The organism is Microvirga ossetica, assembly GCF_002741015.1.
In the GTDB taxonomy this organism is placed as follows: domain Bacteria; phylum Pseudomonadota; class Alphaproteobacteria; order Rhizobiales; family Beijerinckiaceae; genus Microvirga; species Microvirga ossetica.
The window spans coordinates 188,481-200,608 of sequence record NZ_CP016618.1 but is presented as its reverse complement, the minus strand read 5'-3'; the positions used below and the strand labels follow the sequence as shown (position 1 = coordinate 200,608).

The window sequence follows — 12,128 nt, the reverse complement described above, 5'->3', positions numbered from 1 at the left end:
ATTGCTGCGCTTGTACAACCCGGACACGCGATTCGCGTTGCGCCGGGCCGGCCGACTTGTGCCCAGCCCAAGCGTGGCAGATCAAGGGCCTCCGCCACCGCATCGCCGGAACGGCGTCAGACCTCGGCGCAGGATGGCGGAAACGAACGTCCTGGAAGAACAGTCACATTCAACTCCAACAATCCAATAATCATCTCGTTAATCTAGCGTTCAGGTTGATGAATACTGATTTACCTTTCGGAATTAGATAAAATATATTTGCAACTACATCGAGGGCATCGCGTTTGATCATCGACGGGCAGGAAGCCCGCGGATACAGTTCAGGAGCCAATCGATGTCCAGGAAGATCCTTCTCGCCGGCGCCGTCCTTGCCTCGCTCGCCCCTGCGGCTGCCTTCGCCCAATCCGGGGGTGCCGCGGCCGGTGCCGCCACGGGCGCGGTCGGCGGTGCGGTCGTCGGCGGTCCCGTGGGCGCTGTGGTGGGTGGCGTAACGGGTGCCATCGTGGGCGGCCTCGCCGATCAGCAGCAGCCGCAGTTCCGCCAGTATGTGACCACCCAGAAGGTGCCCTCCTACACATACAGGGAAGAGGTCCGTGTCGGTGCGGTCCTGCCCGAGTCCGGCGTGACCTATTACGAGGTGCCGGCCGAGTACAAGGTGAAGGGTTATAAGTACACGGTCGTGAACAACACTCCCGTGCTGGTCGAGCCGGGCAGCCGCAAGGTCGTGCAGATCATCCGATAAGGAACGCCTATTTCCCGAATGCGCGTGGGTGGCCCTTGGGGCCACCCATTCCAGTTTCGCGTAGGGCACGGATTGAGCGGATCCTTGTGCCGTTCGGGTTCGGTTCATCCCGTTCTGGTTAGTGCAACCCTCCCGGGGTTCTGGCTCTGTTGCATAAACTGCAATAAGTCATCATGAGCCTACCGGTGCGCCTTCCTCATGCGGCGAGACCGAACAACTGGTTCACCAGACGAACTTCGCCTGTCACGCCCGCATGCCTCAGCATGCAGTGACCTCGGCGGACCATCCGCATCACCTCAAAACCCTTCAACGTTGCGCCGGCGGTTTTCATGCTCTGGAAGCCGCGCGTCGGACGGATCACGCGCTTGAGCGCGCCATGATCCGCTTCAAGGATGTTATTCAGATATTTCGAGGTGCGGTGTACCACATCGTTCGGCAGAAGCCCTTCGTCCTGCAGGCGCAGGATTGCCTTGGGATACGACGCCAGTTTGTCGGTCGTGATGGATGAAGGAGGATAGTCGCTCACCGCCCGCTGGGCTTTGCGCAGGAAGCGATAAGCCGCTCCGGTATCACGCCGGCCGGACAGCATGGAGGCAATCAGCCGACCATGTTTATCGACCGCTCGAAACAAGTACCGCCAGCGTCCGCCCACTCTTACATAGGTCTCATCCACCCGCCATGAGCCTGAACGATGTCCCTGGTATGGTCGCACCCGCTTCTCGATCTCCGGGGCATAGCGCTGAACCCAACGGAAGATCGTGGATGGGTCAACAGCGACACCGCGTTCGGACATCATTTCAGCCAGATCGCGATAGCTGATCCCGTACTTGCAGTACCAGCGCACGCACAGCAAGATGATCTCAACCGGGAAGCGACGGCGCTTGAACAGAGACACGGGAGCGGATCCTTGATGAACCGCTCCTCGCTATACCGCCAAGGTTAATGCAACAGTGCCCTTCGAAGGATGTGCACTCCGGAGTGATGAAGAGACGCCCATCCTCGCCCCGAACGTAACGTAGTAGGGCAACCCTAATGGATGCTGGGCTGTCGGGAGTACCGGGCTGAAGATCCAGTTCAAAGGCTCCGAAGAGATGCATCGGTGTGTCTCCTTTTGACCTTGGCAATTATCGTACGCTCTCTTCTCGGCCGAAGCACAGATGTGATGGTGTGGATCCAGTCCCCGCCACCCACCAGGCATGGTACAATGGAGACCATGAGGAGGAAGCAAGGATGCGGTCAACCCGCCACGGGCCTTGTCTCATGGCACCGCACCGTTGGGCAATTTTGATCGGTGGCTCCAAGACTGCCGGTTTCTCTACGGCAGTGATCCTTGCTTATCTGCTTTCATGTCCTGTCGGCGCCCAGATACGAGATCCGCAGCAGGCTGCTTTGGACGACTTCGTGGCAGCCAGAATGCTAGGTACCAAATGCCCGTCCTGGCAGATCGATTTGGCGGAGGCTCGGACGCGATTTGCCCAGCTCAACCTTCAGCCGACTGACTGGCAGGATGGTGGGCGCCATGCCAGCTTCTTCGATGAACGCTTATCCTACTATGGCAGCCTTCTCTCGCGAATGTCTGAGACACGGGCCTGCGCGGCGGCCGAAGAGGCCTTCGGTCCGGTCGGGCGGGTCAGGAGAGGATGGATGAAACGCCAATGATGAGGAGAAGCCGCATTCCCGCCCGCATTAGCGGAAGGCGGGGGTGTGGTGAAGCAGGCCTATGAGCGGTCGGGCCCGACATACATTTTCACGAATTCTGCTGTGTGGGTTTCCGGCGTCCACAACACGCGCCCGTGGCGGAAGCAGCGGGCCGTCAAAATCGAAGTCATGACGATGAAGGGCGGCCGCATACTGAGCCATCACCGCACGGACCGCATCAGGCGCGTCAGCGCAGTACGGACCGACCGACGCGTAGGGCATCGCCGCCGGAACACCGAAAAGCACCGCGTCGGCCTTGGGTCTCGAAAGATTGGGGCAAGCCGGTAGGCCCATAAACGTCGTGGCTGGTGCGCTTCCAAACATTCTGTCGATTGTCTGCGGCCCTATCATTGCCTCGCGCTCTTGGTTGAAGATGGATACCGCAACCCCGGCATCACGGCGGCGCAATCGGATCCGGAAGCCAGCGCCGTCTGGTCTCGCGCAGGTCATCGAAGGCCGCTTCGAACATCGGTGCGGCAAGTGTGGCTTCCACGTGAAGCGTCGTCTCGCCGGCACTGCGAAAACCGTGCCGATAGCCCGCCGGCACGATCACGGATTGCCCGGCTGTCACGATGGCGCGTTCGTCATTAACCCACACCTCAGCCTGACCGGCCACTACGGTCAACACCTCCTCGACCGCGTGCAGGTGGGTGGGGGCACCACAGCCAGGCTCGCACCATTGCTCGAAGACACACAACTGCGCGGCGCCGGTCAGAGCCGAGACGCGCATGCGTGTGAGTACACCGGGTCGCCATGACTCCCACTCCTGTCCGGCATGATCGACAATGCGCATCACGTGCTCCCTGTCTCCATCGGCTTGGCGGCCGATCGTCGTGGATCGCGACGGACCGCCCTCTCAACGATTTTACCCTAAGCTTGAGGCAACTAAGGTAGCCCGGTGATGCAGCACTCCCGTTATTCAGAGATTATCGGCCGCTTTGTGGAGGCTCGGCTCTCAGATCAAGACAGTGCACGACAAACAAGTTTGACGGAAGGACCTCCTGCGAAGGACCGGAGGGGGTCAGGCACTGCCGCTCAGCTTGAACGTGTCAAGGTCCGCTTCACTCTCCTCTTGCAGAAATTCGGCTAAGGTCAGCCCCGTGCCATTAGCGGCCCTTCCGCTCGAAAGCCGTGAATGACGGCATCCTCCCGCAAGGGCAACGTGTAAATCAGCATCGAATACGGATCCTTGGGCCGACTGCCGTTAAGCCCATACCATTACTAGCAAATTCGTAGCATCGGCGGGATCATCACCGGCGACGATCGTGACCCCACCAGATTTCCATTTTGTGTTGCTAAACCCGGGCGTTGCGCCTCCCATAGGAGGAGTTAAAGCTTCGGTACCGCTTCACAGGAACGGCGCGCCTGCGCCCGTCAATGCCGGGGCCGGTGGCGATCTCCTGCCTCGCACACGAAGTCGATCGCAACTTCCAGGTCGTCCTCGTCGAATTCGGAGCAGCCGAGACTATCGAGGGTCGAACCGCTCTCGAGCGATCTGTTCTTGAGCCAACCTTTGCACCGCCAAGGTTAAACCTACGAGTTCGCTAACTCACGCTGGATCCTTGTCTGGCATTGATGTTGACGCTAAAGCACTCGACGCGAGATGCTCCTTGTTGCGAACCAAGTCGGCAAAGGCTGATTCCTCACGTAGCTCATCGAGTAAACGGTCAATCCTTGTGCTCTCGCGTGGTGACTTCTTGGTCCTAGCGGAAATTTCAAACAATGCGGTTCGAGCCTTGAGCTCCAGCATCTTTGCACCCTGATGGTGGGAAATCTTTACAGCCTTGCGTAGCTCAGCAGCAGCCAAATCCTCAGAAGCGCCAGTCTGAACCAAGAGTGCTGCCTTGATACGAAGAAGCTCGGCATCGAATATATGCATGTCAATAGACTTAGCACTGGCGATGGCTTCACTGACGTGAGTGATGCCCTCGCATGCCTTCCCCGCCTTGGCACATGCATCAGACAGAAGGCCAAGGGCATAGGCGTTGAAGAGGTTAGCTCCAGTTGCCCGATAGGCAGAGATGCCCCTTTTGATTTCAGCTATTCCTTCTTCGATATGGCCCTGCTCGCAAATGGTCCAACCGTGAATGATAGTTCCCCAAGCGCACCAATAGGAAAGGCTGTTTTCTTTTCCTAGTTGGACGGTGCTCGATGCTAGCGATTGCGCTATATCAGGCTGCTGTAGCCCTTGGTATACGGCGGCTGACATACAAAGTGCATAGGTTAGGCTAAGTGGATGCCCGAGTGCTCGTGCTAGGCGGATCGCTTCATCGCTTCGCTCTATCGCCCGCCTTGAATTCCCAATGCTCCATTCTAGCCACGCAAGATTGGATAGCCCGGCTACTCCCGCGTCCGAGCCGTACGCTCGAATATTGCTTTTTGACTGCCCCGGATCGTAATCCCAAACAGCATTTTCAAGAAGCTGCTTACTCGGTCCTAGCTCGCCAAGACAGAAGAGGCACCATCCGAATGCACGCTTTGCTTCGACCTCCATTGAGCGGTCGTCGCCGCGCTGAGCCAGCTCAAGTAACTGTCTACTCACTTGTCGAGCAGCCCGTAACGGACCTCGCACCTGAAAGTACGACTGCAATCCGCGTAGTGCTGCAGCGAGCGTATGTGTATCACCCAGAGCCTGACACAGGATGCGTGCGCGGGAATAGATAGTCTCTGCCTCGGGTGCGGCCCAACCCTTCAAGGCTGTCACCGCCGTTCCAATTGACGCCAATATTATCGCCTCCTGCTGGGCACGCTCTGGCAAGTCGGCCAGGCGCTCTACAGCAGTAAGAGCTTTTCTAAGATGTGCCAGTGCTTCGGCATTGGCGTATCTTTCTAGTGCATGCTCGCCTGCAGTTTGCCAGTATGGAATGGCGAGATGATCAGCGCCGCCTAAACTGAAGTGGTGTGCAACGAGTTCTGGCCGCTGATCGGCTATATCGGGAAACTGGTTCGTAAGTACATCGGCTGCCATGCGATGATAATGGCGCCGGGCAGATCTCAGAAGCGACTGATAGGCAGCCTCTTGAATTAGTGCATGCTTAAAAAAATAAGTGGAACGAGGAGGCACGCCCCGTTGAAACAATAGCTCCCGATCGACCAACTGCGATAGTGCTTCGCAGAGATCATTTTCTGGCATGGAGGAGACCGCGAGTAGGAGTTCGTACCTGAACTCCCGTCCCAAGGTCGACGCTATCTGCGCAATTCGCTTAACAGAATGAAGGCGATCGAGCCGCGCCATAAGAAAGTCGCGCAGTGTTGAAGGTATAATCGACTCACCTGGGTCACGCCGCAAGTTGTCAGTGTTCCCGTCCAAAAGCTTTGTCTCTACGACCGCTTTTGTTAGCTCCTCAAGGAAAAGTGGTACGCCGTCTGTCCTCTCTATAAGTTGTGTGCGCACTTCGTCTGACAATTCTGCGCGGGTGTCTAGTGCGTCAATCATTTGTTTCGCGTCATCAACAGCCAGGCGAGCTAAGTTGATGTTTGATACGTTTAACGCGCACGTCCATTCTGGGTTGAATTCCTGCCGTGAGGTTACAATGAGGAGCAGTTTCGCACGAGGAATGCTTGAAACCAGGCGGGAGACAGTTTCCAAAGTTGAAGGGTCAGCCCAATGTAGGTCTTCCACCACCAAAATCATCGGCCGCCGTTCCGAGGCCTTCATGATCCATGAGACGAGCAACTCAATCGTCTTTTCCCGCCAGGCGAGCGGTGAAAAGCTAATTGAAGAGCCGAGGACAGCGGCGGGTATTGACAGAAGCGGTCCGAGAAATGGCAGCGCCTCGCCAGATGGAAGGCCCGATTGCTCAAGCGCATTGGCGACTTTTCTAAGCCGTTCGTGATTGCCGTCTGACGAGTCAATGCTGATGTATCGGTGGAGTAGGTCAACGATGGGATAGAATGCACTGTCTGAGCAGTGCGCTGCACAGTTGCATGCGATGAAAGAACACCCGCCTTCAAGGGAAGAGTGGAAAGCGTGAATCAGTCGAGACTTGCCAATGCCTGGTTCTCCCGAGATAAGCAGCGCGCGCCCGGAGTCTTCCTTTACCTCTGCCCAAGCCTTGACAAGGGCTGCCAGTTCTTTCTCGCGACCTGCGAGAGGAGTTAAGTCCCTTAGTTCGAATGCATCCTGTGTCGCGTAGTTAAGACGTTCGGCGACCGGCTCAAAGACTCGAACTGGTCGTGCCGTACCACGCAAATGCTGCTGACCTAGCTCACGGCACTCAAACCGGTGCCGAACCAATGCGTAAGTTGTCTCACTGATCAGTATTGTCTGTGGATCAGCTATGCTCTGGAGGCGGGCTGCGATGTTGGGCGTTTCGCCGACTATTGAGAAAGCCTCGCGTTCATCGCCGCTGGGCAGGTCGCCCGCAACGACTAGCCCGGTGTGTACCCCAATGCGTGCTTGGAGCGGGCTTCCAAAATACATTACATCCGGGCCACCTTCTCGTAGTTTAAGAATTATTCGCAGAGCCGCACGGACCGCCATCTCAGGACTGTTTTCATCTGCGCTAGGATACCCAAAGTAAACAAGCATCCCGTCGCCGAGATAGCGCGCGATCCACCCGCCGCACTGGCGAACAGCATCGGCACAAGTCTTCCGGAAGGCCGCGATCAAGTCGCGGAGGTCCTCAGGATCCAACTTCTGCGATAAAGCCGTCGATCCGACGAGGTCGCAGAACATGACGGTCATTTGACGCCGGTCTGCGTCAGATCCAATCAGTTCATGATCGTTATGGGCTCTTCTGTCGGACGATGCAGGAGGTGATAACGCTGCACCGCAGTGACCACAAAACGAAAAGTCGCCAGGGCTCGATTGACCACACTGTGAGCAAGTTACAGGCAGAGGGGTGGCACAACTACTGCAAAACCGAAGCCCAGAGGGAATTTCTGAGTGACACTGTCGGCAGAGCATCCGACCCTCCCAGTCCCGGATAGGTTACAGTTAATAACTCAGGTCGAATCCATAAGCCATTTTGCTACACGGTACTTCGAATGCGTACGTTGACACGCTGCCGACTAAGGGTCGATGCTCTGGTCGAACTAGCCCAATGTGTTATTTTGAGCGCGGAGCCTCAAAAATGCAACCTTGGTTGAACTCGCCATTCAATATTAGCTTACTAATCACTCAAACCTGTAACCTTGAGTGTAAGCATTGTTATGCGGATTGTAGTCCAGCTAAGAAGCAACATGAACTAACAACCGATCAATGGATCGATACTATTGAGTATTTGGCGAAGAATGAGTTTGTTTCGCTCTACTTTGAGGGTGGCGAGCCATTCGCACGCCCTGACTTCCTTCGGATTTTGGCTCACGCGACCCCGAAGATGATGACGCTAGTGAGGAGCAACGGAACGTTAATCGACAAGTCCGTCGCGAGTGAGTTGAAGCGGATCGGTGTGGGCCGAGTACTTATTGATCTCCTTGGAGCAACGGACGAAACGCACGATTATTTCGCTGGAGTCGAGGGTAGCTTTGCGAAAGCTTGCAACGCGATAAGTAGTCTTCATGAAGCACAGATTGAGGTCGATACACTTACGATCCTCAATCGACGAAACGCCGGCGAAGTGCAAGAAATTCTGAAGGTTGCTCATGATTTTGGCGCCTCAAGAGCTGGGATCTTACGACTTTACCCGCTAGGTCGGGCTAAGATGCGGTGGGACGAGCTAGCACTTTCATTGAACGATCAAATGTCCGTCCTAGCGGCGATTGATCCACCAGAGCAACTTACAGTGATGCAGTCGTGGCACCCCAATGACCGAAACTGCTGCTGGCAGAGTGCCGCGATCGATCCTTTCGGGCGATCGATTGGCTGCGCATATCTTCGAGAGTATGTCAACTATGGCAATATCCTTGATGTGCCCTTCCTGGAAACGTGGAACGATCCTCTATACCGAGAGTTGCGCTCCGGGAATGTCGAGAAATCTTGCTCCGGTTGTGAAGCTCGGGAGGGGACACGAGGCGGTTGCCGGTCTGCGGCTTATGCCTTTCACGGTAGTTGGCAAGCGCCTGATCCTTTTTGTTCGGTTTTGAACGATGGAGTCGACCTACGTGCATTACCGGCAAGGTTGCTTTCATAAGTCAGAAGGTTTGCGTGTTCGTCTTGTTGAAGAGATGGACGTTTGCCTTGTGTACACTCCTCTCAAACCGCGCCTTCACACGCTCAATTTGTCTGCTTGGCTGGTCCTGGAAATGTGCGATGGACGCAGTTTGAGATCTCTTCAACGTGCGTATTATGCAGCCATTGAACCTTCTAGATCTCAGGAGAAGGCTAGCCTCGAAGTAAAAGAGGTGTTGGACTACCTTCTAAGCAATGGTCTCATCGCGTTTTCATGTGACTCAACCGAGAGCAACTAGGAGCATTTCATGGGACGAGATCATACCGTCGATTACGCGAAGCGGCTTATTCGCCGTCGAGGTGTCGCTTTGCCTCCGACTGCCGCGACTATCGTTCCAGAAGTCAGGACCCATGCTGCATATCCTATCAAGGCGCCTGACCCTCAGATCCAGTTTGAGCTTGGTACAATACTGATTGAATGGACGTTTGGTGTCCCGTACGCTGATGTGCCTGCGTTCCATCAGTTCCTTGTAGACAATGAGCAGTTTATCCGGCGGCAAGTAGCTTCTGTTCAGGGAGCAAGATACGGAGGAACCTACTGGTCAACTGGGCAATCATATCATTATCGAACCTTTTGGGTATATGACACCCAGCAGACTATTGCCGAACTTTATGCTGCAATAAATGCTTCCTCAAACCTGTACTCGGCCATCAACACGCTTCGGTCATACTGGGCGAGCGATCCATCCCGGCAAGAATTCATCTATCAGCCAGCGGCACTGACGACAGCTCGAGAGCTTGAAGACTATTCAACAAGCAATCCAATCGTTGGGATGGGATTGCCTTCGTCTGTGCGCACCCGAAGACGAGCTAGCAAAAGGGCCGCTACAGAAAGACGGTCGAGCAAAAAGACGCCTACAAAAAAGCGGCCGAGCGGAAAGCGATGAAGGAAGGTGTCGGCTACATTTGCTCGCTCGCACTGAGGCACTGTCACGGGGATGCATGATGAGATAGGGCAAGGCTTATAGCAGGATCACCGTGCGGTGATAGGTCAGGTGAAGCAATGCTCAGGACGTTGATGACCTTGCAGCCCGCCGCGGCTTAGGCCTTTTGCTTAGACAGAGTCCGGGCGTGGAGGCGGCGGCCGATCAGGGTTTTGTAGCGCATTATTGCCACCTCGCCCAACGACCGTCGGCCGTAGTTGACCATCCTCTGCCAGCCGAGCCGACCACGCGCCTGGATTGTCTGGAGGTGCCGGTCTCGCTGGGTAGGCGCCGTCTCGGTATTGTCGCTCGGCACTGCCGTTGAGAGCGGTGGGATAATCACAGCCGCAGCAGGATCCCGCTCGGCGATGGTACGGTAGACGGGTTCGCCATCAGTCGTGACCGAAGCGATTGGGCTTAAAATCTGATCCAGCAAGGAACCGACCTGTGAGGCATCACCGTCTTCGGTGGTCGTCAGCTCTGAGGCGAGGATCTCGCCGGTATCAGGATCAATGGCCCGGTGGAGCTTGCGCCACGTCCGACAGCCTTAGCCGCCGTATTTCTCACGCTGCCATTCGCCGGCCCGAACACCTTTAGGCCAATCGAGTTGATCACCACGTTCACCAGCCCGCCTGCTGTGGTCAACGCCTTAGTGACACGACGGAGGACTGCTTTGGGTCACGGATTGTCCTTCAGCTTGGCCGTGAGAAGGTCCGCTTTTCGCTCCTGACCCGTCCTCCCCTCTCCTGCTGTCGTGAATGCCCAACGGGCAGCTCACTGCCTCCTGCCCCACACTAGTCATCGCAGCAGAAGCAGCATGGATCTCAGCATGGCTTCACTCACTTAAGGGGGCCGGAACAAGACCTGATGGGACGCCCCTCAGCCAATAACGGCTCAGAATCTCACGCAAAAGCTTAGCAGCGAAGGAAAGGCTGTCTTTGGTTGAGGATGCCGGCGCTCAATCAGGAACACATCTTGCGCCGCTCCCGATCCTTTCACCATCCAATCTGCGACGGAATTGCATCCTGCCGATAACCCGGTAGCGACGATACGCCTCAAAATAGGCAAATTGACCTTGGCTTATTAACAATGCTCAACAGCGAATCAGGGGAGACGGATGAGCGCATCAACCTTCCCAAGCGGCCAGCAGCCTAAATCGAACACCAAGTCGGCTGCGAAGCCCGTCACGCTCAATGTCAACGGGCAAGATCGTATGTTGACAATCGCGCCGTGGACGACCTTGCTTGATGCCTTGCGAGATCACCTCAATTTGACCGGCACTAAGAAGGGCTGCGACCATGGCCAGTGCGGCGCCTGCACGGTGATCGTCGACGGCCGTCGGATCGTTTCATGCCTCACGCTCGCGGTCATGAAAGACGGCGCCAAAATTACCACGGTCGAAGGTCTTGCCGTCGACGGTGCGCTCCATCCCGTGCAGCAGGCCTTCATTGATCACGATGCGTTCCAATGCGGCTACTGCACACCTGGCCAAATCTGTTCTGCTGTTGGTCTCATCGCAGAGGGAAAGGCAAAGACCGCGGATGAAATCCGCGAGTTGATGAGCGGCAATATATGCCGATGCGGCGCCTATCCCAACATCGTCGCGGCGATCCAGCAGGCAATGGGTGCCAAACTATGATCAATTTCGAATATGCGCGCGCCTCTGACGTCCCCGACGCCGTCCGACAGATCACGGCTGATCCAACCGCGAGGTTCATCGCGGGAGGCACCAACCTCATCGACCTGATGAAGTACGATGTCGAGAGCCCGACACAACTGATCGATATCACTCACTTGCCGCTCAAGACCATCGAGGAAACATCGACCGGCGGCTTGCGCATCGGCGCGCTCGTTCCGAACAGCGATCTTGCCTATCATCCGCTGGTCGAGGAGCGCTGTCCCTTGCTGTCGAGTGCAATCCTGGCAGGGGCATCGCAGCAATTGCGCAACATGGCGTCAACGGGCGGCAATCTATTGCAGCGCACACGGTGCTTCTATTTCTACGATGTGGCAACGCCCTGCAACAAGCGCGAGCCCGGCAGCGGCTGCTCCGCAATCAATGGCATCAATCGGATAAACGCTATCCTCGGTACGAGTGATGCCTGTATTGCGACGCATCCGTCTGACATGTGTGTCGCACTTGCTGCTCTGGAGGCTACAGTTCATGTGGTAGGGCCCGCTGGAGAACGCTCGATCGCGTTCGCCGATTTCCATCGCTTGCCTGGTGATACGCCGCAAATCGATACCAATCTCGCACCGACCGAGATCATTGTGGCGATAGAGATGCCGCCGAAAGGCTTCGCGGCAAACTACAGTTATTTGAAGATCCGCGACCGGCTGTCCTATGCGTTCGCACTTGTGTCAGTGGCGGCCGCTTTGGAACTCGATGGCGGGCGTATCAAGGAAGCGCGTATTGCGCTCGGCGGCGTAGCCCACAAACCCTGGCGCAAAGCTGAAGCTGAAGCAATTTTGCGCGGCGAAGCTCCCGATCGAGCCGCGTTCGCGCGAGCGGCCGACATTATGCTTCGCGATGCCAAAGGCTACGCGCACAACACTTTCAAAGTCGGCTTGGCGCGCCGCGCGGTCGAACGCACGCTGACGCAGGCCGCGAACGGTACGCCACAAATCCAGGCCATCAAGAAAATCCGGTGAC

General features: G+C 56.4%; 8 protein-coding genes and 2 pseudogenes. 5 read left to right on the top strand and 5 right to left on the bottom strand.

Features of this window, described 5'->3' with window-relative positions; all coding sequences use genetic code 11:
• Positions 1 to 334 precede the first annotated feature (334 nt).
• Positions 335 to 742, top strand: coding sequence for a DUF1236 domain-containing protein (locus BB934_RS35445; RefSeq protein ID WP_099514484.1), 408 nt, complete (start codon positions 335 to 337; stop codon positions 740 to 742).
• 196 nt (positions 743 to 938) lie between these two features.
• Here BB934_RS35445 and BB934_RS35440 read toward each other — a convergent pair whose 3' ends face one another.
• Entirely contained in the window at positions 939 to 1,637 is a 699-nt protein-coding gene (locus BB934_RS35440) for an IS6 family transposase (RefSeq protein ID WP_099514483.1), read from the bottom strand.
• Positions 1,638 to 2,002: 365 nt separating this feature from the next.
• Between BB934_RS35440 and BB934_RS35430 the strand changes: the two genes are divergently transcribed.
• Complete coding sequence (locus BB934_RS35430; protein WP_099514481.1) at positions 2,003 to 2,401, top strand: hypothetical protein; 399 nt, start codon at positions 2,003 to 2,005, stop codon at positions 2,399 to 2,401.
• A gap of 433 nt (positions 2,402 to 2,834) precedes the next feature.
• On the opposite strand, the gene BB934_RS35425 is transcribed toward BB934_RS35430, so the two are convergent.
• The 3 genes and pseudogenes from BB934_RS35425 to BB934_RS51215 form a co-directional block, all read right to left on the bottom strand.
• On the bottom strand, positions 2,835 to 3,233 hold the full coding sequence (locus BB934_RS35425; RefSeq protein WP_099514480.1) for a cupin domain-containing protein: 399 nt from the start codon (positions 3,231 to 3,233) through the stop codon (positions 2,835 to 2,837).
• A 756-nt stretch (positions 3,234 to 3,989) separates the two neighbouring features.
• On the bottom strand, positions 3,990 to 7,127 hold the full coding sequence (locus BB934_RS35420; protein ID WP_237050586.1) for an ATP-binding protein: 3,138 nt from the start codon (positions 7,125 to 7,127) through the stop codon (positions 3,990 to 3,992).
• A gap of 96 nt (positions 7,128 to 7,223) precedes the next feature.
• A pseudogene (locus tag BB934_RS51215) lies at positions 7,224 to 7,349 on the bottom strand (double zinc ribbon domain-containing protein); the annotation flags it as partial.
• A gap of 166 nt (positions 7,350 to 7,515) precedes the next feature.
• Between BB934_RS51215 and BB934_RS35415 the strand changes: the two are divergent.
• Entirely contained in the window at positions 7,516 to 8,514 is a 999-nt protein-coding gene (locus BB934_RS35415) for a radical SAM/SPASM domain-containing protein (protein WP_099514478.1), read from the top strand.
• A 1,082-nt stretch (positions 8,515 to 9,596) separates the two neighbouring features.
• Here BB934_RS35415 and BB934_RS49645 read toward each other — a convergent pair.
• Positions 9,597 to 10,132, bottom strand: a pseudogene (locus tag BB934_RS49645) (transposase); the annotation flags it as partial.
• A gap of 460 nt (positions 10,133 to 10,592) precedes the next feature.
• On the opposite strand from BB934_RS49645, the gene BB934_RS35400 reads away from it, so the two are divergent.
• On the top strand, positions 10,593 to 11,114 hold the full coding sequence (locus BB934_RS35400; protein WP_099514475.1) for a (2Fe-2S)-binding protein: 522 nt from the start codon (positions 10,593 to 10,595) through the stop codon (positions 11,112 to 11,114).
• Positions 11,111 to 12,127 carry an FAD binding domain-containing protein gene (locus BB934_RS35395; RefSeq protein WP_099514474.1) on the top strand — a complete coding sequence of 339 codons (1,017 nt, stop codon included), beginning with the start codon at positions 11,111 to 11,113 and terminating at the stop codon, positions 12,125 to 12,127. The genes BB934_RS35400 and BB934_RS35395 overlap by 4 nt, the downstream gene beginning before the upstream one ends.
• Position 12,128 lies beyond the last annotated feature (1 nt).